At 32.2% G+C, this 25430-nt stretch carries 25 protein-coding genes; 20 read left to right on the forward strand and 5 right to left on the reverse strand.

All coding sequences use genetic code 11. From position 1 onward, the window contains the following. Positions 1-9 precede the first annotated feature (9 nt). From AC1RPQ_RS04340 to AC1RPQ_RS04420, 17 genes are all read left to right on the forward strand, one after another. Positions 10-735, forward strand: coding sequence for a CpsD/CapB family tyrosine-protein kinase (locus tag AC1RPQ_RS04340; RefSeq protein ID WP_481761629.1), 726 nt, complete (start codon positions 10-12; stop codon positions 733-735). Between the two features lie 44 nt (positions 736-779). Further along, positions 780-2609 carry a polysaccharide biosynthesis protein gene (locus AC1RPQ_RS04345; protein ID WP_481761543.1) on the forward strand — a complete coding sequence of 610 codons (1830 nt, stop codon included), beginning with the start codon at positions 780-782 and terminating at the stop codon, positions 2607-2609. Next, positions 2609-3199 carry a sugar transferase gene (locus AC1RPQ_RS04350; protein ID WP_481761542.1) on the forward strand — a complete coding sequence of 197 codons (591 nt, stop codon included), beginning with the start codon at positions 2609-2611 and terminating at the stop codon, positions 3197-3199. The genes AC1RPQ_RS04345 and AC1RPQ_RS04350 overlap by 1 nt, the downstream gene beginning before the upstream one ends. Further along, entirely contained in the window at positions 3192-4076 is an 885-nt protein-coding gene (locus AC1RPQ_RS04355; RefSeq protein WP_481761541.1) for an NAD-dependent epimerase/dehydratase family protein, read from the forward strand. The genes AC1RPQ_RS04350 and AC1RPQ_RS04355 overlap by 8 nt, the downstream gene beginning before the upstream one ends. Next, on the forward strand, positions 4073-5221 hold the full coding sequence (locus tag AC1RPQ_RS04360; protein ID WP_481761540.1) for a glycosyltransferase: 1149 nt from the start codon (positions 4073-4075) through the stop codon (positions 5219-5221). Before AC1RPQ_RS04355 ends, AC1RPQ_RS04360 begins: the two co-directional genes overlap by 4 nt. 37 nt (positions 5222-5258) lie before the next feature. After that, positions 5259-6230, forward strand: coding sequence for a DUF6625 family protein (locus AC1RPQ_RS04365; RefSeq protein WP_481761539.1), 972 nt, complete (start codon positions 5259-5261; stop codon positions 6228-6230). A 76-nt stretch (positions 6231-6306) separates the two neighbouring features. Continuing rightward, positions 6307-7281 (forward strand): Stealth CR1 domain-containing protein, encoded by a 975-nt coding sequence (locus AC1RPQ_RS04370; protein WP_481761538.1) that lies wholly within the window; start codon positions 6307-6309, stop codon positions 7279-7281. Between the two features lie 16 nt (positions 7282-7297). Next, positions 7298-8245, forward strand: coding sequence for a glycosyltransferase (locus tag AC1RPQ_RS04375; RefSeq protein WP_481761537.1), 948 nt, complete (start codon positions 7298-7300; stop codon positions 8243-8245). Positions 8246-8336: 91 nt separating this feature from the next. Next, on the forward strand, positions 8337-9452 hold the full coding sequence (locus AC1RPQ_RS04380) for an EpsG family protein (RefSeq protein WP_481761536.1): 1116 nt from the start codon (positions 8337-8339) through the stop codon (positions 9450-9452). Positions 9453-9490: 38 nt separating this feature from the next. After that, positions 9491-10420, forward strand: coding sequence for a glycosyltransferase family 2 protein (locus tag AC1RPQ_RS04385; protein ID WP_481761535.1), 930 nt, complete (start codon positions 9491-9493; stop codon positions 10418-10420). 86 nt (positions 10421-10506) lie between these two features. Further along, positions 10507-11394: a glycosyltransferase family 92 protein gene (locus tag AC1RPQ_RS04390; protein WP_481761534.1), complete on the forward strand. Its 888-nt coding sequence runs from the start codon at positions 10507-10509 to the stop codon at positions 11392-11394. Positions 11395-11409: 15 nt separating this feature from the next. Then, the gene (locus AC1RPQ_RS04395; protein ID WP_481761533.1) at positions 11410-12942 is read left to right on the forward strand and encodes a lipopolysaccharide biosynthesis protein; all 1533 of its coding nucleotides are present in this window, start codon (positions 11410-11412) and stop codon (positions 12940-12942) included. An 87-nt stretch (positions 12943-13029) separates the two neighbouring features. Continuing rightward, a complete protein-coding gene (rfbA, locus tag AC1RPQ_RS04400; protein WP_481761532.1) occupies positions 13030-13908 on the forward strand; it encodes a glucose-1-phosphate thymidylyltransferase RfbA in 879 nt (292 codons plus the stop codon). Further along, positions 13908-14489: a dTDP-4-dehydrorhamnose 3,5-epimerase gene (rfbC, locus tag AC1RPQ_RS04405; protein WP_481761531.1), complete on the forward strand. Its 582-nt coding sequence runs from the start codon at positions 13908-13910 to the stop codon at positions 14487-14489. Before rfbA ends, rfbC begins: the two co-directional genes overlap by 1 nt. 19 nt (positions 14490-14508) lie before the next feature. After that, positions 14509-15537 carry a dTDP-glucose 4,6-dehydratase gene (rfbB, locus tag AC1RPQ_RS04410; RefSeq protein WP_481761530.1) on the forward strand — a complete coding sequence of 343 codons (1029 nt, stop codon included), beginning with the start codon at positions 14509-14511 and terminating at the stop codon, positions 15535-15537. A 47-nt stretch (positions 15538-15584) separates the two neighbouring features. Continuing rightward, the gene (gene rfbD, locus AC1RPQ_RS04415) at positions 15585-16430 is read left to right on the forward strand and encodes a dTDP-4-dehydrorhamnose reductase (RefSeq protein ID WP_481761529.1); all 846 of its coding nucleotides are present in this window, start codon (positions 15585-15587) and stop codon (positions 16428-16430) included. A 104-nt stretch (positions 16431-16534) separates the two neighbouring features. Beyond that, on the forward strand, positions 16535-17347 hold the full coding sequence (locus AC1RPQ_RS04420; RefSeq protein ID WP_481761528.1) for a sugar phosphate isomerase/epimerase: 813 nt from the start codon (positions 16535-16537) through the stop codon (positions 17345-17347). Positions 17348-17377: 30 nt separating this feature from the next. Here AC1RPQ_RS04420 and AC1RPQ_RS04425 read toward each other — a convergent pair whose 3' ends face one another. The 4 genes from AC1RPQ_RS04425 to AC1RPQ_RS04440 form a co-directional block, all read right to left on the reverse strand. Further along, positions 17378-18670: an APC family permease gene (locus AC1RPQ_RS04425; RefSeq protein ID WP_481761527.1), complete on the reverse strand. Its 1293-nt coding sequence runs from the start codon at positions 18668-18670 to the stop codon at positions 17378-17380. 103 nt (positions 18671-18773) lie between these two features. Beyond that, a complete protein-coding gene (locus AC1RPQ_RS04430; protein WP_409022132.1) occupies positions 18774-19001 on the reverse strand; it encodes a DUF2922 domain-containing protein in 228 nt (75 codons plus the stop codon). A gap of 22 nt (positions 19002-19023) precedes the next feature. Next, the gene (locus AC1RPQ_RS04435; protein WP_409022133.1) at positions 19024-19224 is read right to left on the reverse strand and encodes a DUF1659 domain-containing protein; all 201 of its coding nucleotides are present in this window, start codon (positions 19222-19224) and stop codon (positions 19024-19026) included. A 99-nt stretch (positions 19225-19323) separates the two neighbouring features. Further along, positions 19324-19887, reverse strand: a complete 564-nt coding sequence (locus AC1RPQ_RS04440; protein ID WP_481761526.1) for a sigma-70 family RNA polymerase sigma factor — start codon at positions 19885-19887, stop codon at positions 19324-19326. Between the two features lie 258 nt (positions 19888-20145). On the opposite strand from AC1RPQ_RS04440, the gene AC1RPQ_RS04445 reads away from it, so the two are divergent. From AC1RPQ_RS04445 to AC1RPQ_RS04455, 3 genes are all read left to right on the forward strand, one after another. After that, the gene (locus tag AC1RPQ_RS04445) at positions 20146-20997 is read left to right on the forward strand and encodes a competence protein ComK (protein ID WP_481761525.1); all 852 of its coding nucleotides are present in this window, start codon (positions 20146-20148) and stop codon (positions 20995-20997) included. A 90-nt stretch (positions 20998-21087) separates the two neighbouring features. After that, positions 21088-22188, forward strand: coding sequence for a glucosaminidase domain-containing protein (locus AC1RPQ_RS04450; protein WP_481761524.1), 1101 nt, complete (start codon positions 21088-21090; stop codon positions 22186-22188). A 65-nt stretch (positions 22189-22253) separates the two neighbouring features. After that, the gene (locus AC1RPQ_RS04455; protein WP_481761523.1) at positions 22254-23966 is read left to right on the forward strand and encodes an N-acetylmuramoyl-L-alanine amidase; all 1713 of its coding nucleotides are present in this window, start codon (positions 22254-22256) and stop codon (positions 23964-23966) included. Positions 23967-24005: 39 nt separating this feature from the next. Here AC1RPQ_RS04455 and rlmD read toward each other — a convergent pair whose 3' ends face one another. Then, on the reverse strand, positions 24006-25403 hold the full coding sequence (rlmD, locus tag AC1RPQ_RS04460; protein WP_481761522.1) for a 23S rRNA (uracil(1939)-C(5))-methyltransferase RlmD: 1398 nt from the start codon (positions 25401-25403) through the stop codon (positions 24006-24008). Positions 25404-25430 lie beyond the last annotated feature (27 nt).

Raw genomic sequence — 25430 nt, forward strand, 5'->3', positions numbered from 1 at the left:
TATTGAATGATGAGTTTATTAAAAAAAGATAAAAAGTTATCAACTGATAGTATTGATAACGGTGTTGGATTAATTACTGTTACTCAACCAACATCAACGATTGCAGAACAATTTAGGACTGTACGTACGAATATCCAATTTTCAAGTGTTGATAAAGAAATGAAAGTTATTATGGCGACATCATCAGGTCCATCAGAAGGCAAGTCAACAGTTATAACTAATCTTGCTGTAACATATGCTAATCAAGGACTGAAAGTATTGTTAATTGATGCCGATATGCGTAGACCAACTGCGCATCAAACTTTTGGTTTGAGTAATGAAACCGGGCTTACAAATTGTTTGACTGAAAAAAGTATTGATGTTGCAAAAGCAGTTGAAGAAACACCAATTGAAAATTTATATGTTATGCCTGCAGGTCCTACTCCACCGAACCCTTCAGAATTATTGAATACAAAACGGATGGATTCTTTAATTACAGCTGTCGCTGAACAAATGGATATGGTTATCATCGATACACCACCATTAATTTCTGTAACAGATGCACAAATTGTTGCAACAAAAGTTGATGGTACAATTTTAGTTGTGAGACAAGGTGTGGCAAATAAAGGTGCCGTTTTGAAAGCAAAAGAATTATTAGATACCGTTCATGCAAGAATCATTGGGACGATTTTGAATGATGTTTCAGGTAGTGATGAGTCAGGTTATTATGGTGGGTATTATGGCTATTATAAATAATAATTAAGTAGACGTAGGATAATTTAAGGAAGCAGGGATTATAGGTGACTAGGAAAAGTAAACAGGTTGTTTTAACTGGATTGGATAGTTTGATTTGGGTAGTTTCAATTTCATTATCGAGGTTATTTTTAGGGCCGTATATTAGTTTTAGTAACTCTGATTTATTGGAATTTGGGTGTATATGTTTGATTTTATACCTAATAATTGGATACTCATTAAACCTCTTTTCTAAAATTAATAGGTATGCTAGCTTTAAAGAAATAATTGCAATTTTTATTGCAATAACAATTACAGCAGTTATTAGTAATATTAGTTATTTTTTCATAAGTTCAAATTATAGTATTCGTTTTGGAATATTAACTTATTTACTGGCCCTCCTTTTTATTGGTGGCAGCCGATTTGCATGGCGCTATCTTGTTGAAAATATCTTTAATAATGAAGAATCAGAAACATTAATTACAACATTAATAGTCGGTGCAGGGGATGGCGCAGAAGCTTTAATGGAAAGAATACAAAGAGATAATGCCGACTTGAATGTTATTGGATACGTCGATAATGATATTCAAAAACAAAAAATGTGGATGATGGGTAAGAAAGTTTTGGGAACTTTCCAAGAAATTCCAATGATTGTCGAAGAATACGATGTTGAACAGGTCTCAATTGCTATTCCTTCATTAAGTCCCCATAATTACGAGGACTTGTTAGATATTTTAAATCCTCTAAAAGTTAAAATTAATCGCATGTCAAGTTTTGAAGATATGTTAGAAGACAATAGTGATTCTAGAAAAATGCATGAGATTGACGTTGTTGATTTACTGGGTCGACAAGAGATTAAACTTGATATGGCTAAGATTGAAAGCAAAATATATGGTAAAACAATTTTAGTTACAGGAGCGGGTGGCTCTATTGGTTCAGAAATTTGTCGACAGGTTAGCAAATTTGGTCCTAAACGACTAATTTTACTAGGACATGGAGAAAATTCAATTTATTTGATTCATCAAGAATTAAAAAATCTTTATGCTGGGAAAATTGAAATTGTGCCGATTATTGCGGATGTTCAAGACCGGGCACATATTTTTGACTTAATGGCACAATATAAACCAGAAATAGTCTATCATGCTGCAGCACACAAACATGTACCATTAATGGAAGCTAACCCAACTGAAGCCATTAAAAATAATGTTTATGGTACGAAAAATGTTGCTGAAGCTGCTAAGTCTGCAAATGTGAAATCATTTGTAATGATTTCAACTGATAAAGCAGTAAATCCGCCTAATATTATGGGGGCAACGAAACGTCTCGCTGAAATGATTGTAACTAGTTTGAATGAACCAGGTCATACAAAATTCGCCGTTGTTCGTTTTGGTAATGTTCTTGGTAGCCGTGGTAGTGTTGTACCACTGTTTAAGAAACAGATAGCTAAAGGTGGACCAGTTACTGTTACTGATCTTAGAATGACAAGATTCTTTATGACAATTCCTGAAGCTAGCCGTTTAGTGATTCAAGCGGGGACGCTATCTAAAGGTGGAGAACTATTTATCTTAGATATGGGTAAACCGGTTAAAATTGTTGATTTAGCACGAAAAATGATTAAATTAAGTGGATATACTGAAAACGATATTGATATTGTTGAGTCAGGTATGAGACCTGGAGAGAAACTGTATGAAGAATTATTAGTAAGTAGTGAAAAACAGCAAGAGCAAGTATTTGAAAAAATTTTCTTGGGTAAAGTAACACCATACAAGATTGATGAAATTATGAGTTTTGTTAAGAGTGTAGAGCCGTTAACTGGTACTGCTTTGAAAAAAGAAGTTATTAGATATGCACATACTCATAATGGTGAACCCTCAATTGATTCGGAAGGTATGCGTTAATGTATAAAAAATATTTTAAAAGAACAATTGATTTTGTTATTTCTTTAGTAGGCCTTGTACTTTTATCGCCTATTTTTTTAATTATCGCAATTATTGTTAAAGTCGATTCGAAAGGCCCTATTTTCTTTGTACAAAAGCGGGTAAGTATTAATAAAACCTACTTTGGTATTTTAAAATTTAGGACGATGAGAACTGATACACCTGATGTACCTACTCACTTATTGAAAGATCCGGATGCTTTCATTACTCGCTCGGGTAAAATTTTACGAAAAACGAGTCTTGACGAATTACCACAAATTATTAATATTTTAACAGGTAAGATGAGTATCGTTGGTCCTCGACCAGCACTTTGGAGTCAAGAAGATTTAATTAACGAACGTGAAAAGTACGGCGCTAATAACGTTTACCCAGGGTTAACTGGATTAGCACAAATTAGTGGGAGAGATGAATTATCTATTGCTGAGAAATCAAAAATTGATGGTGATTACGTGCAACTTTTATCTTTTTCAGAAGATTTAAAAATTTTTTTTGGAACAATTACATCAGTTTTAAAGAGTGATGGTGTAAAGGAAGGTAAGAGTGATGACTAAACGAGTTTTGATAACCGGTGCACATAGTTATATTGGAGGGGCATTTAAAAGCTGGATTAATAAATCAGAATCGGAAGATATATCAGTTGATATGATGAGCGTTCGAGATGATAAATGGAGAGGAAAAAATTTTGGTCTATATGATGTAGTACTTAATGTTGCGGGTATTGCACATGTATCTTCGGATCCGAGTATGGAGGATCAATATTATAAAGTAAATAGAGATCTCGCAATTAATTTGGCTAAAAAAGCTAAATCTGAGGGAGTGAAACAATTTATTTTTTTATCAAGTATGATAGTATATGGTGAAAAAAATGGACTACAAAATACTAATATAATTACTCGAGAGACAATAATGAACCCAATTGATTTTTATGGTGATAGTAAGCTACAGGCAGATGTAGAAATTCAAAAATTAGCAGACGATAACTTTAAAACGGTTGTTATCAGAACTCCGATGGTTTACGGACCGAATAGTAAGGGTAATTTTCCAAGGCTACTGAAGTTAGCTGAGAAATCCCTGATTTTCCCAAGTATTAACAATGAACGAAGTATGATTTATGTAGATGTATTAACAGAATTTATCAAACAGATAATTATTAATGATGCATCAGGCCTTTATTTCCCTCAAAATAAAGAATATGTTTCTACAAGCGATGTAATCAAAGTAACAAGGAAATTATTAAGAAAGAAAGTATACTTTATCTCTATTTTTAATCCGCTTATTTCTCTATTATCAAGGAAGTTTCGTGTTTTTAATAAAATATATGGTAGTAAAGTTTATGATAAAAAAATTAGCGAGTGCTCTTTCGAATATACATTAGGACTTACATTAGAAAATACGATAACGAAAATTTTAATGGAGGATAAGAAATGAAAAAAGTTTTAATCGTTGCGTCGGTTGCTTCAATGATTGAACAATTTAATATGGATAATATCAGAATATTACAAGAATTAGGATATAATGTGGAAGTTGCAACTAACTTTTATTCCGCTGGAACTATACCAGATGATATGGCTAATTCCTTAAAAAAGAAGCTTGAAGGAAAAAATATAATTTGTCATCAAATTGACTTTTTAAGAGGAATTGGTTCAATAAAAGCAAATAAAAAAGCATATAATCAGCTTGAAAAATTAGCAAGTACAACTACCTATAATTTTGTGCATTGCCATTCACCGATGGGAAGTGTATTAACTAGATTAGTTTTTAAAAATAATAAAGAAACTAAAATTGTTTATACGGCACATGGCTTTCAGTTCTTTAAGGGCGGGCCGAAAAAAGATTGGATATTATTTTATCCTATAGAACGTTACTTATCTAAATATACGGATATTTTAATAACAATCAACAATGAAGATTACTCAATTGGAAAATCTTTTGGTATAAAAGAAGTTTTACATGTGCCTGGCGTTGGAATAAAATGGGAACAATTACGAGAACAATCAACTAATATCGATGAATTGAAAACTGATTTAAAGATAAGTAAGAATAGTAAAGTGATGATTTCTGTAGGTGAATTATCTAAGCGGAAAAATCATATTGTGGGAATAGAAGCAGTAAATAAATTGAAAGATAAAATTGATATTACATATATTATATGCGGTGTTGGAGATCAAAGAGATTTATTAGAAAAAAAAGTGAAAGAGTATGGATTAGAAGAAAAGATTATTTTTACAGGTTATTCTGAAAATATTAAACAATATTTAGATATAGCAGATTTTTCTCTTTTTCCATCTAAACGAGAAGGATTAGGACTAGCGGGATTAGAAGCTATGGCTACTGGTCTTCCATTAGTAAGTACTTACTTAGGGGGGATCAAAGATTACACAGAAAATGGTATCAGCGGGTGTGTAGTGGATGATCCTACTGATATTTCCCAGTTTGTGAAAGCTATAGAAAATTTACTAGGCATCAATGATAAAGAATACGAAAAAATTGTTAAAAACAATATTGAAGTATCAAAAAAATATAGTATTAAGAATGTAAATGAAATTATGTATAGTTTATATTCTAAAATTTAAATTATGCGATGTTGTCTATAAATTGAAAGGATTCGCAATGATTAAAAACACAAAAATAGTATTGATAGCTATATATTTTGGAGAATTACCAAATTATTTTGATTTATGGTTAAAATCAGCGGAATATAATAATGAGATAGATTTTCTAATATATACTGATCAAAATATATCTACAACCATACCGAATGTTAAAATAAAAATAGTCAACTTTAAAGATATTCAAGCGAAAATAAGATCACATTATACATTTCCTATAAAAATTAATAATCCGTATAAGTTGAATGACTACAAACCGGCTTACGGTGAAATATTTGAGGAAGACATCTCGGGATATGATTGGTGGGGATTTGTGGATATTGATACTATATTTGGAGATTTAAAAAAATTTTTATCTGAGGATATACTAAAAAAATATGACAAAATAAATACTCGTGGACATTTTCAAATGTATAGAAATAATAATCAAATTAATAATGCATATAAAATTGATCATCATAAAAAAGGGACGTACAATTATAAGCAGGCATTTACAACTGATGACGCAACTCACTTTGATGAAATTTGGGGAACTGCAAAATTTATGCCCGACACAGATATGAGAATATATGATCCATATAAAGAAAAGGTCTATTATGCTGATATTTGGGTAAAAGCATTTCGATTTATAACACTTGATATTTCTGAGGGAAAACAATATCAAGTGTTTAGATGGCATGATGGGGAACTAGTAATGAATTATATTGATAACGGAAAAATTAAAACTAAAAAGATAGAATATATTCATTTACAAAAAAGAAAAATGCAAGTTGATGTTGAAATATCAAATGATGACCATAGCTTTTTAATTGTACCTAATAAGTTTATAACAGATGAAAAGTTGTCTATTGAAAATATAAAGAAATATAATGAAGGAAAATGGCCTAATGGTATCCGCAGATATTTCCAATATTATATTAAGCAATTATTTAATGGGGAGCTTAAGGCTAGAATACGAAGAATTTGGCTCTAAATATAAGATTGAAAATAGATTAACACTTTTTATCTGAATATTAAAATCACTAATAAATATTAAGGAGAACTTAGTCATGAGTGATAATTTTAAAATTGATTTTGTAGTGACATGGGTTGATGGAAATGATGATATCTGGCGGAATAAAAAAAATAAGTACGCGGGAAACAAAAATTTAAATGCGGATGAACGTTTCAGAGATTATGATATTTTTAAATGGTGGTTTGAAGGTGTAAAAAAATTTGCACCATGGGTAAACCATATTTTTTTAATTACCGACAAACAAGTTCCGAAGTTTCCATTGGACATGAAAAATCTAACAATTGTTGATCATTCTGATTTTATTCCTGAAGAATATTTACCTACTTTTAATTCGAATGTCATTGAAATGAATATTCCAAGAATTAAAAATTTATCGGAACATTTTATCGTATTTAATGACGATACGTTTATAACTAACAAGGTAGATCCAACAGATTTCTTTTCTCAAGATGGGACTCCTAAGGATGTAGGATTAATGGGACTTATTCAACCGTCGGAAGAATTTTCGTTAATACCTTTTAATAATATACTTATTATTAATAAGTGGTTCTCAAAAAATAATATTTTGAAGAAGAATTTCTTTAAAATATTTAATTGGCAATACGGGTTTCAAAATGTAAGAAATTTCTTAGTTTTACCATATAGGTCTGTTCTGGGATGGTATGAACCGCATTTGCCTAGTAGTTTATTGAAAAGTACATTTAAAGAAATATATCAAAAAGAACCAGCTTTGTTAGCCGAACTTAGTAAAAATCGTTTTCGTACTAGAAATGATGTAAATATTTGGTTGGCACGCGATTGGCAACTTTCAAAAGGGAATTTTGAACCACGTAGATTTTCGTTTGGAAAGTTTGAGAAGTTGCCAGAAGATGGAGATTTTTCAAAAATAAAGCGCGCCTTAAAATCCAAGGCAAAAATAGTTGTTATAAACGACATATCGTTACCATTGGAGAGCCTTTCAGAAACGAAAGAACAATTAAGAAAAATATTCGCTGAACACTTTAGCTAATTAGGAGGATCTAATTATGAGTGACGTTGCAATTTTAATGGCTACCTACAATGGTGAAAAATTTTTAATGGAGCAAATTGAAAGTATTAAGAATCAATCATATGGGAATTGGCACCTATTTATTAGAGATGATTTTTCGAAAGATAATACCAGTAAAATTTTAGATAATTTTAAAAGAGATCCTAAAATAACGATACTAGATAGCTCGCTAAATATTAATGAAAAGGGCCAATTAGGAAATTTTGAAATTTTAATGAATAACGTTCCAGACCAGTATGAATATGTTATGTTCTCAGATCAGGATGATGTATGGTATACAAATAAAATTGAGATATCATTAAATGAAATTAGACACCTGCCTAACGAAAAAGTACTGCCTAAGCTTGTATATACGAATTATGACGAGTTTTTTGAAGTAGTGGGGGACGGAAGTGTGAACTACAGTGGTGTAGAAAAGAAAAATAAACCAACATATCAACGTATTTTTCTACATAACTGGTTAATGGGTAATACGATGATTATTAATCGTAACTTATTAGAAATTTCAAAAAACATCCCGATAGAAGCAGTTAATCATGATGCATGGCTTGCATTAGTTGCTGGATTATATGATGGGATTGGATATATAGATAGTGCGACTGATGGTCATAGAATGCATTCATTTAATATTACAAGAGGTGCCGATGCACATAAAAAAAGTACAATTATAAAAAGTAAGTTAATTGATTTAAAAAAATATAAAGTTAAATTTGATCGATTTTCCAAATTGGTTAATGAATTAGAACTACAATTTTCAAATTCGCCTATTAAAATAAAAAAAAGAATTACTATGTTGAAATATTTTGTAGAAAAGAAGGGTATCGAAGCCATAATATTTGGCAAAAAGAATGGTTTTTTTACCAATATTCACGGTCACAATACCTTACTCTATTTGGAGGAAATATTAAGGTTATTCAAAAAATAATGTTAGTATTTACATAAAATTTAATTAAAAATGGAATACAGCATAAGCAAATTTCATTAATTGTTTAAGAAATGACTATCTAGGAGTTTATATGACATATTTATTTGCAATAGTAACCAATTTCTTTTTGGATCATGTTCATGGTAAAAAAAATAATATCATTCCGTTCATTGGAATCGGAATATTAGCATGGCTAGCGGGTGCTGCTAGTAAGATGACGACGACCGATTATCCTAGTTATCTTATTAATTATGATAATAGTTCTTTAGCACCATATAATCACCAATTTGAGTGGGGCTATATGTGGCTTTCTCGAATTTTTGCGGCAAACGGAGTGACATATGCTGATTTTAGATTAATATTATTTATTGTTAGTTTTATTATTTTGACAGTTGCAATATTAAGATTTACAAAGAATTTAGGATCTTTTGTTTGGGTTTTTGCAATTTTTCCTTTTTTTAATGAGGCAACACAGGCACGTAATTTTTTTATGATTTCTATTGCTCTATTAGGGCTAAGTTTTTTACAGAAAAAAAATGTAAAAAATATTATTATTGCCATCGGATTAATCTTATTGAGCGCATCAATGCATTCATCTGGATATATATTTTTAATAATAATTCCCTTAAGCTTTTTGAGCGAAAAATATGTGAAAATTTTTGTACAATTAATTATTGGTTTTTTTGTAATTTTAACAATTGTACAATTTATTCCAGGTTTAAGTGGTTTATTGAAAAATATAATAACGAAAGTTTCATTGCATTCATCTAGGACACAATTGTTTGATAAACTGAACACAAGTTATGCTGCTGGTTCATCAAAAATAATGCTTATAGAAATAGCTTTATCATATTTTTCAATGTTAGGACTTGGATATTATTTTTTGAAAATTAATAGCCTATCAACTGAGATTAAAAATAAATTGAAATTGTTATTCTTAATTTCGTTAACTGGTCTTGTAGCACTCCCATTTTTAGTTATGTCGATACAATATCAACGGTTCCAACGTAACTCTTTCGCACCAATTATAATTGCATACGCGCTAATTAGGGAGCATAAAGATGAGATTGATAGTAGAATATTATTAAAGATTGATTTAATGATGGTGGGGATACTCTTATTAGCTGTTATAGCGTTTTATGGAGTGTTAGTACCACAAGAATTTGTTGACAGTATTCCATATTTAGTACATTGGAAATCGCTTTAGCATTGTCGTTTAAAGAAAAGTAATTAAGGAGTAAATTTTTGAAAAATATAGCTGTGATTATGTCAACGTATAATGGCGAAAAGTACGTCGAGGAACAATTAAATAGTATTATTGAGCAAAAATATAAAAATGAAGATAACATACAGATTTATGTTAGAGATGATGGTTCAACAGATAATACAATAGATATTTTAAAAAGATACGAAAATAAAAATTTGTTAAAAATAATTTATTCAAGCGGAAATATGGGTGTTAAACGTTCCTTTTTTGAATTACTTAGGGTTGTCGATGCTGATTACTATTTTTTTTCTGATCAAGATGATGTTTGGGTTTCAGATAAAATAATGCAATTTATGGATAAATTTGATTTGTTAGACAATAAAATAACACAAGCTATATTTTCAGATCTTATGATTGCTGATAAAAAGGCTGTTTCAACAAATATTAAAATGTCTAAAATGTTAGTAGGCGAAAATTATAATCATTCATTGAATGATTTATTATTCAATTTTAAAGTAACCGGAGCGGCATTAGCAATTAATAAGAAACTAAGAGATGAAGTACTTATGTTAACAGATGAAGATATTGAAAATGTAACAATGCATGATTCAATTATTGCTAAAATCAGCTCAGCAAGTGGGAATTTAACGTACATTGATAAAGTAACGGTTTACTATAGACAACATGAAAATAACGTCATCGGAATTGGTAAGAGTAATGTACACTTGTATGAAGTTTTTCGTAGATTAAAAATAAGATATAAACAATTAGGTCGGATTAAAAAGGAAAATATTGTTCTGTATGAAAGATTTTCTAATATCATTAAAAATGATACTGAAAAAAAAATGCTAGAAGATACATATAAGTTTTATGATACAAAGAATATCTTTAAAAGATATTCTTTGTATCATAAATTTCATAGTTTAATTAATACAACAGCACAAAGAATAATTATATGGTTTGTTTAATAGAGAGTGATTAGGTGGTTACTATCAATTTAATAAAAAAAAGTTTTAGGCGTAATTTTATTACGGCATATAATATGATAAAGTATATGAAAAATAAGATGAACTACGGAAATAAAAGGTATAAACAAGTAAAAATAATTGAAGAAAAAACTGATTTTATTAATAGCGTGTCATTAGTGGCAATTATTAAAAATGAAGCACTATACGTTCAAGAATGGATTGAATATCATAAAATTATTGGTATATCAAAATTTTATATTTATGATAACGAATCTACTGATAATTTAAAAGAAATTTTAGAACCGTATATTAAAAGTAAAGTGGTTGAATATATCTATTTTCCGGGTGATAAGCAACAAATACCAGCATATCTGGATGCTGTCGAGCGCTGTAAGACAGAAACAAAATGGCTATTAACACTAGATTTAGATGAATATTTAGTATTAATTGATGAAAAAAATATTGATTCTTTTTTAAATGAATTTAGTGAAAACGTTGCTCAAATTGAAATTGGTTGGGTGATGTTCGGCTCATCTAATTTGATTAAAAAATCAAATGGATTAGTTACTGAGACATTTTTAAATAGATCAAAAAATGATATTATTTTAGATTCAAAACCTATCGTAAATCCTAGATTAGTAATTGATATGAGAATACCACATTGGTATGATGTGGCCGGTAAAACGACTGATGAAAACGGAAATAGGTTATGGGGATATCCATGGACAAATGAAAAAAGACCTAAAATTGTATCAAGGGAACACGTGAGGGTTAATCATTACTATGCAAAATCACTTGAAGAATTCGAGAATAAAGTAAAAAGAGGATATGCTGATCAAAGTAATGATATAAAAGAACGTAGTTATCTTGATTTTAAGAAGCACGATATTAATGATGTCTATGATAACGGCATGTTAAAGTACACGGATAAAATTAAAACAGAAATTAAACGTGTACAAGAACTTAACAGATGAGGGTAAGTGTGATGTATGAATAATAATTCTCGAACTGGTATAGCAGCTAAAAATACATCAATCGCTGCACTATCGCAAGTAATAATGTTAGTTTTGAAGTTTGCATTGCAGACAGTATTTATTAAAACTCTTGGTGCCGATTACATGGGAATCAATGGGCTATATGCTAATGTGTTGAGTTTTCTATCCTTTGCTGAATTAGGGATTGGTGGGGCGATAACGTACTCACTGTACGATCCTCTTGCTACTAGTAATCATGGTGAAATTGCTGGTGTCATGAATTTATTTAGAAAAGTGTATAATGTGATTGGTATCGTAATTTTGATTATGGGTTTAGCATTTACTCCATTTATAACTATTTTAATGAAGGGCGGTAGTCCTGTACCATTTCCGCGAGTTATGTTTGTACTATTTTTATTAAATACGGTTGTTAGTTACTTTTTTACGTATAAACGTTCCTTATTAATTGCAAATCAAGAAGGATATAAGGATAGTTTAAATAGATTAATTTTTACGATAATGCAGACAGTATTACAAATTATCTTTTTACTTTTATTTAGACAATATGTTTGGTACTTAGTAATCCAAATAATTATAACATTGTTATCTAACTTGAGAATTTCAAAACTTGTTGATAGGGAATTTGAATTTCTTTCCGAAATGAAAACTGTTAAAGTAAATCCTAAAGTCATCAACTATATGAAGAAAAATATATTTGGGACTGTTTCTTCAAAAATTGGTACTATATTAGTTTTTGGAACGGATAATATATTAATATCGGCATTTTTAGGCGTTAGATTAGTAGGAATATATTCTAATTATATGCTGATTGTAAATAGTATTTCCAGTGTGTTGACACAAAGTATCTCTGCTGTCACAGCTGGATTAGGTAATCTAGGAGTAACGGAGGATGAAGATTATCAAGAAGTTGTGTTTTATCGTTATATGTATATAAATGCCGGTATTACATCAGTTATTGCTATAACGTTATACGCAGTTATTGAATCTTTTATTAAATTTTGGATAGGATCAAATTACGTCTTATCGAACTTTACCGTGTTACTTATTGTTATAAATTTTGTACTTGTTCAATTTAGACAGACTGTATTAAATTTTATTGGTGCACGTGGATTATTTTGGCCAATGAGATATAAATCACTACTTGAAGCTGTAGTTAATATGATAGTTTCAATTCTTTTGTTAATGACAACAAATCTCGGCATTAATGGTATATTAATTGGTACAATAGTAAGTAATATTGGAATTAATTTATGGTGGGAACCACTTATCTTATTCAAATATGGATTCAAACGTAGTATGAAAAAATATTATCTTAAATATTTTGGTTATATGGGAATAATTGGAATAGAATTAGGAATAATTTCGTATTTACTAAAAATTATTGTAATTCAAGGGATTTTCAGTATTTTGATAGCATCTGCTGTTGTATTTATTCTAGCAAGTACATTATTCTATTTCTTATTTATTAGATATGACGAAACAAATTATGTTAAAAAATTGGTTTTAAGAAGGATATTAAATAAATAATGATTTTTATTTTTAAAAGCTGTGTTAAGTAGTTATTGTAGCTACCATTTACAAAAATTAATTAGAATATTTTAGGAGGAAAAGTGTATGAAGGGAATAGTTTTAGCCGGAGGTAGTGGGACTCGTTTATATCCATTGACACGTGCATCAAGTAAACAGCTGATGCCGATTTATGATAAACCAATGATCTATTATCCAATATCAACATTAATGTTGGCAGGTATCAAGGATATTCTAATTATTTCTACTCCTGAAGATACGCCACGTTTTCAAGAATTATTGGGCAACGGTTCTGAATTAGGCATTAATTTAGAGTATGCCGTTCAACCTACACCAGATGGATTAGCAGAAGCATTCATTATTGGTGCTGATTTCATTGGTAATGATAGCGTTGCGCTCATCTTAGGTGATAATATTTATTATGGTCCAGGTATGACTAAGATGCTTGAACGGGCTGCAAATCAAACTGAGGGGGCTACCGTATTTGGTTATCAAGTGCGTGATCCCGAGCGTTTTGGTGTTGTTGAATTTGATGAGAGCCATAAAGCAATTTCGATTGTTGAAAAACCGGATCACCCTAAAAGTAATTTTGCAGTAACAGGCTTATACTTTTATGATAATTCAGTTGTTGATATAGCAAAAAATATTAAGCCGTCACCACGTGGCGAACTTGAAATTACGGATGTTAACAAGGTCTATCTTGAAAAAGGAAGACTACATGTTGAAATTATGGGACGTGGATTTGCTTGGCTTGATACAGGGACACATGCAAGTTTACTTGAAGCAGGGCAGTTTATTGAAACTGTTCAAAGAATGCAAAATATGCAAGTAGCTAATTTAGAGGAAATCGCCTATCGAATGGGTTATATTTCACGCGAACAATTAATTGATCTAGCACAACCACTCAAAAAAAATGATTATGGACAGTACATGTTACGTATCGCAGAAGAAGAGGATAAAAAGTAATGGGTAAATTAAAAGTATCAACAACAAAGTTACAAGATGTTAAGATTATTGAACCAGCAGTATTTGGTGATAATCGCGGCTTTTTTACGGAGTCATATTCAGACAAAGATTTCAAAGAAGCTGGAATAGATATTGATTTTATCCAAGATAATCATTCATTATCAACACAAGCTGGCGTTTTAAGAGGACTTCATTTTCAACGTGGAGAAGCTGCACAAACTAAATTAATTCGGGTCGTGACAGGGGCAGTACTAGATGTTATTGTCGATGTTCGAAAAGGTTCACCTACTTATAAACAGTGGGAAGGATATATTCTTTCTGCAAGTAACCATCGCCAATTATTAGTTCCTAAAGGGTATGCCCATGGATTTGTAACATTAACAGATGATGTTAATTTCCTTTATAAATGTGATGGTTACTACAATGCAGCAGCAGATGGTGGGATTTCATTTAAAACTCCTGAACTAAATATTGATTGGCCTATTGATTTTGACCAAGCAATTACATCTGAAAAAGATGCTGCACAACCAACGTTTACAGAGTTTGAAAAAGACAATCCGTTTGTGTATGGAGAAATCTAAATAGGAGAGGTGTTTTTAAATGAAAAATATTATTGTAACAGGTGGGGCCGGATTTATTGGTTCTAATTTTGTCCATTATGTGGTTAATAACCACCCAGATGTTCACATTACCGTGTTAGATAAATTAACTTATGCAGGAAATAAAGAAAATTTAGCTGGACTACCTGCTGATCGTGTTGAGCTAGTAGTGGGAGATATTACTGACGCTAAACTAGTTGATGAACTTGTTAGCAAAACAGATGCGGTAGTACATTACGCTGCAGAAAGTCACAATGATAATTCTTTAAAAGATCCATCACCTTTTATTCAAACTAATATTATCGGAACATATACATTGCTAGAAGCTTGTCGTAAATACAATGTCCGCTACCATCATGTTTCAACTGATGAAGTGTATGGAGACTTACCATTACGCGAAGATTTACCCGGTCATGGGGAAGGTGAAGGTGAAAAATTCACACCTGAAACACGTTATAATCCAAGCAGTCCATATTCATCAACAAAGGCTGGATCAGATTTATTAGTTCGTGCATGGGTGCGTTCATTCAATTTACAGGCAACAATTTCAAATTGTTCCAATAATTATGGACCATACCAACATATTGAGAAGTTTATTCCAAGACAGATTACTAATGTTTTGAGTGGAATCCGGCCTAAGTTATATGGTTCTGGTAAAAATGTTCGCGATTGGATTCATACTAATGATCATTCAAGTGCTGTCTGGGCTATTTTAAATAAGGGTCGTATTGGTGAAACTTATTTGATTGGTGCGGATGGTGAACAAGATAATAAGGCTGTTTTGGAGTTGATTTTAGAATTAATGGGTCAACCTAAAGATGCTTATGATGTCGTTAAAGATCGCCCAGGACACGATTTACGATATGCTATTGATTCATCAAAATTACGTGAAGAGCTTGGTTGGAATCCTGAATTTACTGATTTTAAATCAGGATTACAAGATACGATTGATTGGTACCGAAATAATGAAAATTGGTGGAAAGCTGAGAAAGATGCAGTTGAAGCAAATTATGCAAAAAATGGACAATAATAACTAAGAATGGACTTAAGTCCATTCTTTTTTTGAAGGAGCTAATTATGAAAATATTAATTACGGGTGTAAATGGTCAATTAGGAACAGAATTAAGTCATTTATTAGATGAAAAAAAGATTGTATATACAGGAACTGGTTCTAAAGATTTAGATATTACTGACTCAAAAGCAGTTAATAATTATTTTTTAGATAATCGCCCAGAAATTGTCTACCACTGTGCAGCTTATACAGCTGTTGATAATGCTGAAGAAGAACCTGGTAAAGCTATTAATGAACAAGTTAATGTTATAGGTACTCAGAATATTGCCACAGCAGCAGAATCTGTGGGTGCTACGTTAGTTTACATTAGTACTGATTATGTATTTGATGGGACTAATGATCAAATGTATACAGAAAAAACACCCACTGCGCCTAAAAATGAATATGGTCGGACGAAGTTAGCTGGAGAAGAAGCCGTTGCTAAAATAATGAGTAAGTATTATATTATCCGTACATCATGGGTTTTTGGCGAATATGGAAAGAACTTCGTCTATACGATGCTAAACTTAGCTAAAACTCATGATCATCTGACTGTTGTTAGTGATCAGGTTGGACGGCCAACTTGGACTAGAACGCTGGCTGATTTTATGTTATATGCAGTTCAAAAAAATATTCCTTATGGGTTATATCAGCTTTCTAATGATAATTCATGTACTTGGTATGAATTTGCTAGTGAGATTTTAAAGGATGAAGTAGTTGAAATAAGTCCAGTAACGTCTGAAGAATATCCACAAAAGGCATACCGACCTAGACATTCAGTTATGGATTTGAGTAAAGTTAAAGCAACGGGATTTGAAGTACCAAGTTGGCAAGATGCTTTACATGAATTTATGGCTAAAATTGAAGTATAGAAAAGGGGAGTTTTCTAGTGATTTGAGAAATTGAATCATTAGAAGTCACTCCTTTTTATTTTCACCCAATTTAATGCTAACATAGTACCAAGGAGATGATTCAAATGACAATACCATTAGGATTAAAGGCGGGAACTGACCCAATTCAACTCCATGATCGGTTACAACATAATCCAGATATTTTTGAATTCTATCTAAATGAATTTGATGTTTCTGGAGATGGATTAAAACGATTATCAGATGAGATTGATGAGGTGAAGGCAACTACGAAGAAGATTGTCATGCATCATCCAATGAAGGTTGGTGAACAATCTGTTGAATTAGCCGTTTCCGAAACAGCTGATCCTAGGTTATATCGTTTTGTTAGAGAAAGTACTGAGACATTGATTCAGCTCGCAAAAGATAAATCAATTCAAACCCTCATTCATGGTTCATATAATCGACAAACGCCAACAATTATTGCTGAATATCCTAATTTTGAGGTTGCGGAATCAGCGTTATTTAATCGGATGGATTATTATCAAAAATATGGACAAAATAACGTCATGTTTGAGAATTCGATTTCTGATTTATTTTATTATGGGTCTGAAGAGATGGATCAGTTTATTCTACAAAAAGGGTATCGCTTAGCATTTGATACATCGCATGCCTTTATTAAACAAGCAGGTAGTAATACTGACTTACAAGCGAGTTTGAAACGGTTAATGCCAAATATCGTCCATTATCACTTAGTCGATTCAATGGGTAAATTTCATGATAGTTTAACTTTAGGAAAAGGCAAGATTGATTGGAAGTTAGCATATCCTTTGCTTAATCCAAATGCAACGACTATTTACGAAATTGATTTAGAAAATCAAAATGATTGTCGCGAAATGTTGGAAAGTCATGAATATCTACAAAATTTAATAGAAAAATAACCATTGGTTTTGAACTTTCAAAATCAATGGTTATTTTTTTCGGTTATCAAACCAGTAGAGTAAACACCCTAGTACTAACACGATAACGCCGAATAAGATGATTTTCCAATTAAAACTTAACAGTAAGTAAAGTGAGATAATTAATGCAAGGCTTGGAATAATTGGACCACCTGGTAATTTGAAACCTTTTGGTAAATTTGGATCATTATTGAATTTAAATGTTGCTAGAATTGTTGGTACATATTGGACAAACGATGCAAAGACAATGCATGATACTAAGAATAAATAACTACCGCTAAGTAGCAGGAGGATGCTTGTGATAGATGTCACAATGATTGCGATAACCGGTGTATTGTGTTTACTTTGCTTACCGATTATTTTTGGTAAAAGCTGATGTTCATTTGCTAGCGATGCAGCCACAATAGGTGTATTGAATGATACTGAGATGGCAACCCCAAGAATAGAGATCAACATCCCAATGATAATGATCATATAACCCCACTGACCAAAGATACTTTTGAATGCCGCAGCAATTGGTAATGAGTACGATCCTAAGTTAGGGCCAAGGATACCCACGGCAACCGTTTGAAGTAAAACATATAATAAAGTCACCGTTGCAATAACGCTTAATAGTGCTTTCGGAATATTCTTTTCCGGATTATCCATTTTAGCAGCAGCAATCGGTAAAAATGAAAAGCCAGTATACATATAAAAAATGACACCAAATGCTGTATTAAATTTCGTAAATAACTGAGTGTTACTGTGAATATCAGTCGGAATCATGGGCGTAAAATGAGCATCCTTAATGAAGAAAGCACCGACAATAATAAAGAGTAACATGATAAATACTTTAGCTGCAGAAGACAGATTGTCTGCGAAATCTAGAATAGCTGTTCCAAAATAATTAATGATGCCTAGAATAATGACTAAGGCAATTGCTGAAACATCATAAATAAGCGTTTGTTGTAATGCTGGAAAAAGTATTTTTAAGACAGTTAGTAACGCAGCAATTTCGGCTGACAAAGTCACTACGCCTAATATCCAAGTAAATATACCAACTTGAAAACCAGTAAATTTACCGAATGCATTATAGGCATATAACCAAGCCGCACCATCTTCCGAAAATTTACTTGCTAGTGTTGCGTAACAGAGCACAATCATGGTGACTGCTAATGCTGCAGCGATAATTGTAAAGATACTGAGTGGTCCAATATCATTATAAATTTTACCAGATAATAAGAAAATCCCCGATCCAATAATACCGTTAATTCCTAACAAGAAAACCGTGAAAAACGTCATTTTTTTATCTTCTATTTTATTCATTACAATCCCCCTAAATTTTAGAATAGCCAATATGATGTTAAAAGGCAATTGATAGGTGCTATGAGGGTACAAAAAAAGCCAACAATTAAGTTGGCTTTTACGGTTAAACTAAATCGTTTGTGTAGATTGGTGTTTCAATGGTTTCAACAAATTGTGCTGAGATAGGGGTTACGAACATTTTTTCGTTATCACGATGGAATAAATCAGAACCTGTAATGTCATCCATGGCTTTCTTAACGGTTGCTGGATCTAAATCTGTATTAACGTAACGTAATTTCATATGGCGCGTTTTACCCGCTTCATTTTTAAATGCTAAATCTAATTGTTTCATATAATTTCCTCCTTAGGTTTGATTAAGCTAAAAGACTTGATTCTGTGCGGATGGTCATTTTAACGGTGTTATCACCAGTTAATGAAGCAACTGTAGCGCCGAGTTGTGCAATAGCTTCGTTAGAGGCATTTTCAGTAATGTTAGCGAATGAACGTTTACGTTCAGAGCCGTCAGAACTTAATCCCTCAACGATAACGTTTGTTTTTACCCAAGTTTTACTCATATATGTTCTCCTTTGTGTGTCTATATTTGATAAGTGCCGCGACGCCTTACATAGATAATAAAGAATCGGTTAACCATTTTGTAAAGCAAATACTGATATTTATTCTTGATTCATTTGAGCAATGACTAAAAGTACTTTCCGACCGACGCTATTACGCCAGTTATAGGCTGTTTGACGGCTAACATGATGACTGGCAGCAATTTCTGTGACTGTTTTGTGTCTAATATAACAATCGACTAGATAATGTTGTTCGGCGTTTGAACAGAGGTCATAGAGTGATTTAAAAAGGTGTTCTGTAAATAATTTTTCAGCGATAGTATCTTGTGTTTGGAGGGTTAAATCAATGATGGAATCAGTTGGATTAGTTGAATCATCCTTATTAGGTTCTAAATGCGTTTGTTGATTAGATTGTCGATTAATTAAATCAAGAAGTCGCCAGTAGACACGTTGATAGGCGTAAACCATGAAAGTTTGTTCATTATCTTCAATAGTTTTAGGGTATTGGTCATATGCAGCGCTGAATGCTAATCGTGCTTCTTGTACGAAATCGTCATATGAAGCATGCGATTGATTAATCGACATTCTTTTTAGAACACCAAAGATAAGTTTTTCACGGTCATTTTTCAGTAGAAAAGCTAGACCTGGGTTTATTTGATTTGACATATTAGTAGAGTTGCCTCGTTTCTTTTAAGATCCCTTGGCCAAGGTTCTTAATTAGAATACGAGGTTATTCAATTTTAAAATAGACGACGAAATGAGCGTATTTATGGGTTTTTGATGAGCATTTAAGAATTAAAGGTAGACTATTAATTTTCTTAAGATAAACTTAACAATTAGACTTAAGTTCACACAAGATTAGTTACAATTAAATCTGTAACATAGGATAAGTTGTTAAATGAAAGTAAGAAAAGGAGTAGGCTATTGAACTTGGAGAATGAATTAGAACGGGATTTTAAAGAAATTATAGATTATCCAGAAACACGCTTATTGACTGTTGGGTCTCAATATTGGCGAAACTTGTTGGAGAATCATCCAATAATAGACGTTACGGATGATCATTTTTTTACAGAACATGGAATTGTAACGGATAACTATCAAGTGAACATGGAGACAACTTTGTATATTCACCATATAACACACAGACGGGATGATTTACGATCCATTATTTTTGATAAGCATAAAGATATTTTATTATGTAAATACACAACAACAAATTTTGTGAATCGCTTGATTAATGAAAAAATTCTAACTTTTGTCGCAATGCGTGCGATTGTGTCATTAGTTGAAAAGAAACAAGCTCTACCTTACACATGTGGTATGTATCAGTTATTTCCAGATAGTGGGCCATCAAAACGGGATGCCTCATGGACGGCAGGACACCATCTTGCTAATATTTCCGATGTAGAAAATGGAACTGATTTATTTTTCAACAATGGATTAAGAATTAGAGTTCAAAGTAAGTATTCGCAATTTCTAAAGCAATTAAATTTAGCGCATCTTTTTACAGATATTCAAGTTTCTTTGGCCAGTAAAATAGCTGCAGAACTTGGTTTTGAAAATCCAACACCCCAATTTAGATATCATGATGCTATCTTATCTTTAGTTCAGAACAGACGTGATACCTATGTGGATAAAATAGATTTCATTAAGGAAGTTAAGCATTTATTAGCCATCTACACGTTGAAAGGGTATTCTGATGAATCACCTGACGACTCAATTATCAAAAAAACGTGTAGTTGGGCGCATACTAATAGAGGCATTATGCGTTACTAATTGTAATCATAATGTAACGGAAAAAGGCGTTATTAGACATGCAAATTTGATATAATTAAAGCTGATAATTTCGGAAAAATAGGGGGAAATATGAAAAATAAAAAGTTGTTAACAAAATTAGTTACGGTAACATTTGTTGCTATTACGGGATTTAGCTCAATAAACTTACCAATTGGGAATCAAAGTAAAAATGAATCAACAGTTACGGCAGCCACGACTGCCCAAACAAAGGCTCTCATTGAAAAGAATGGACCAACGATTCAAGCAGTGTCAAAAGATAAAAACTTGTATCCATCAGTGATGCTATCACAGATGATTCTTGAATCTTCTTGGGGTCAAAGTACGTTGGCAAAAAAGGCTAATAATTTTTTTGGTATGAAGGGTGCCTATAAGGGACAATCATATTCAGTTAAATCATTGGAATATAATAGCAAAGGGAAAGCTTATTATGCGGTGTCTAAATTTAAAAAATACCCAAATGCTAAAGCATCTATTCAAGATTATGCCAACCATTTACGTAACGGTGTAAGTTGGGATGCTAAGTATTACTCAGGTACATGGCGTGAAAAAGCTAGTACTTATCAAAAAGCAACAGCATCATTGAGTTTAAAATACTCGACAAGTAGTGCCTACGGTAAAAAATTAAATAACTTAATTTCTAGATATAATTTAGCTAGTTTAGATAATACCGTTAAAGTCGCTTATAATGGCGCAGCCGGTTCTGAAACAGTCAAAGTAGCTAATACTGGTTACCGTCTTTACAATCATGTTAAAGGAACAGCAGGTAGTCGTGATAAAGGTGCGGCTGCTAAGTTGACAGGTAAGACAGTCTATGCGGACATGCGTGGCGTAAAAGAAGGTAGCACAACTTGGTATCGAGTAAGAGTTAAAGGCACATCAACGAAGTATTGGATCTATAAACAAGCATTAAAATTAAGAAAAACAAGTTATTCTACAGTAAAAAATACAGGAAATTTTAATAATAAATCATATCAGTTACATAATCATGTTTATAATTCAGATTATTTATCTAAAAAGACAGGTCAATCAAAAACACATAATAATAGAACTTATACAATTAATAAAAAAGCGATTATTACTGATTACAATGGGTCTAAATCAACGATGTACCGAGTCAAAATTGGATCTACTAATCATTGGGTCTATAAGGGAGCCATTAATAAACATTAATTTATTAGGTTGTTGAACTAATATTGCTAAGGGATAGCAATAAAAAAATAGGAGAGTTATTGAAAATGCAGAAAAAAATAGTAATGGGTTTTGCCATTGTTTTGGGGATTGTAGCGGCTGGATTAATGAATCAATCAGTTTCGGCTTCATCAAAGGTAAATAATTATATACATTCTCAACATATTGCACCAAATGAGATTACAAGTGCTATCTGGGGTGGTTTTCCAACCGATGATATGACTTATCGTCAAGGTAAACCAGAAGGTGTTGTTGTTCATGAAACAGCTAACCCATCATCTACCATATATGGTGAAATGGCTTTTATGAAAGCCAATTATGGTAATGCATTTGTGCACAGTTTTGTTGACGATCATAATATTATTAATATTGCAAAAACGAACGTCATGTCATGGGGCTCTGGTCCTAAAGGTAACCAACGTTTCGTGCAATTTGAAGAAACGCGTGTTCATAGCAAGTCGGCATTTGCACGAGAAGTTAATAATGCCGCCTACTATACTGCCTATATTTTACAACAATATGGGTTGAAACCAAGTTTAGCAACTGCTAGCAATCATGGAGCGGGCGCAACAGTTTGGGCACATGCAGATGTCAGTAAGTATTTAGGTGCAACTGATCATGGTGATCCAGTTGGTTACTATAGCGAATCTGGTAATAAATGGTTTAATGAGTCATATTCAATGTCAGACTTGTATGATTTAATCAAAGAATACTACACACAATTAGGTGTGAAGGTCGCATATCACAGTGCAGCTGGATCAGAAACTGTTCAGATGAATAATACAAGTTACCGTCTTTATAACCATGTTAAAGGGACGGTCGGCGCAGTCGATAAAGGTTCAAGCAGCAAGTTAAGCGGTAAAACATTGTATGCAGATATGCGTGGTGTTAAAAATGGTAGCACTACTTGGTATCGCGTCCGTGTTAAAGGGACATCCACAAAATATTGGATCTATAGTGACGCCTTAAAATTAAGAAAAGTAAGTTACTCACCAATGAATGTTTCAGCTAAATTTAATGGTAAGTCATATCAGTTACATGATCATGTATACAATTCAGATTATCTATCTAAAAAGACAGGTGATTCAGCCAATTATAAAAATAGAACATATACAATTAATCAAAAAGCCGTTATAACTGATTATAATGGTGCTAAATCAACGATGTATCGTATTAAAATTGGTTCAGATGATCATTGGGTTTACACAGGAGCAGTCAATAAGGATGCACTAGTTAATTTAGAAATGCATAGTGCATCTGGTTCAGAAACTGCAAAAGTTAATAGTAATAAATATATGCTTTATAACTCAGTTAAGAACTCTACTGATAATACGGTTAACTATGGTTCTTCAACACAATTAACTGGGCAAACAGTGAAATTATTAGCTCGAGCAGAAAATAGAAGCCAAGGAACAACTTGGTATCAAATTAAATCAGGATTAAATAAATATTGGGTTTATTCAAAGGCCTTAACATTTAATCAATCAATTACTTATAAGTCACTTAAACAGACTGGAACCGTAAGTACGACAAGCACTTACTACTTGCATAATCATGTTTATAATTCAGCATATTTATCAGTAACAACAGGAAGAGCAAGTGATGCTACAATTAGAGGTAAAGCAGTTAATGTAGATTGCATGGCTACAATTAAAGAAAATGGTAAAGAAGATTCATATATGTACCGTTTTACAGTTATTGAAACAGGAAAGACCTATTGGGCTTATGGTAGCGTCTTAGTTGGTCGAACGAATAGTTAAAGCAAAAAAAGAAGCCATTTTATGGCTTCTTTTTTTGCTTTATTTTCCTGAAGAACGACGTGATAATTTAACGACGGCTTCAACTTTTGATGTTTGTGGGAACATATCAACGGGTTGAATATAATCAACGCGGTATGATTTTGTTAACAATTCTAAATCTTTTGCGAGTGTCGATGGATTACATGATACATAAACAAATTTTTTAGGACGACTCTTATTGATGGCTTCAATTAATTGATCATCTAAACCAGTACGTGGTGGATCAACAACTAGGGCATCAGGTACGAAACCTTCTTCCAACCATTTAGGTAAGATATCTTCAGCTTTACCAACTTCATATGTGGTATTTTCTTGATGTGATAGAACAGCATTTTCTCGTGCATCTTCAATCGCTTCAGGTGTTGTATCCATACCGCGAACTTCTTTAGCACCATGGGCAACATAAAGGCCAACGGTACCAACACCACAGTAAGCATCAACTAATGATTCATTTTTATCTAAGTTAAGAGCTTTATTGATTTCATCGTATAAAACGCCAGTTTGAACTGGGTTTAATTGGAAGAAAGCACGTGCTGATAATTTGAATTTCATTTTACCAAGACGTTCCATGATGAAGTCTTGGCCAGCGATATTAATGGTTTCGTCACCCCAAATAAGTGATGTTTCACCTTTGTTGATATTTTGCATGACAGAAGTAACCATAGGTAATTCTTCTAAGATATGCATAACTAGTTCACGTTTCTTAGGTAATTTTGCCGAGTTTGTGATGAAGGTTAATTGAACCTCACCGGTATCAAAAGATTCACGAACAACAAGCGTTTTGATAATACCTGATTTAGCTTCTTCATTGTAAATAGGAATTCCGAGTTCCTCTAATAACGCAACAACGTGACGAATAACAAGCATTGTTGTAGGACGTTGCGTACTGAATTCTTTTAAGTCTACTAAATCATGACTCTTTGGTTTGTAAAGTCCAGCGATGACGTGACCATCTTTTTCGCGAACTTGGAATTGCGCTTTATTACGGTATTCATATGGATTTTGCATACCGATAGTTTCTTTTAAATCATAGTGTTCATAACCACGCGGTTTATATCTTTCTAAAGATTGTACGATAACATCTTTTTTGAAAGCTAATTGGCCTTTGTAGTTTAAATGTTCTAATTCAATTCCGCCGACTTCACTGTATGTTGCGTCTTTTGGTTCAACGCGAACAGGACTTTGTTTACGAATTTTATGAATTTTAGCGTTGATATAAGAATCTGCAACACTAGTGACTTCTGCTACAACGACTTCGTCTGGAAGAGCACCAGGTACGAATGTAATCTTACGTTTGTAATAGCCGATGCCTTCACCATTAATACCTAAGCGTTTAATAGTTAAAGGAAAACGTGAACCGGCTTCAATTTCTGATCCAAATTCTTGATTGTCTGACATATTTTTATAAACTCCTTATTGCTTTTT

This window comes from Dellaglioa sp. CoH-57-MRSF-21, from assembly GCF_056781915.1.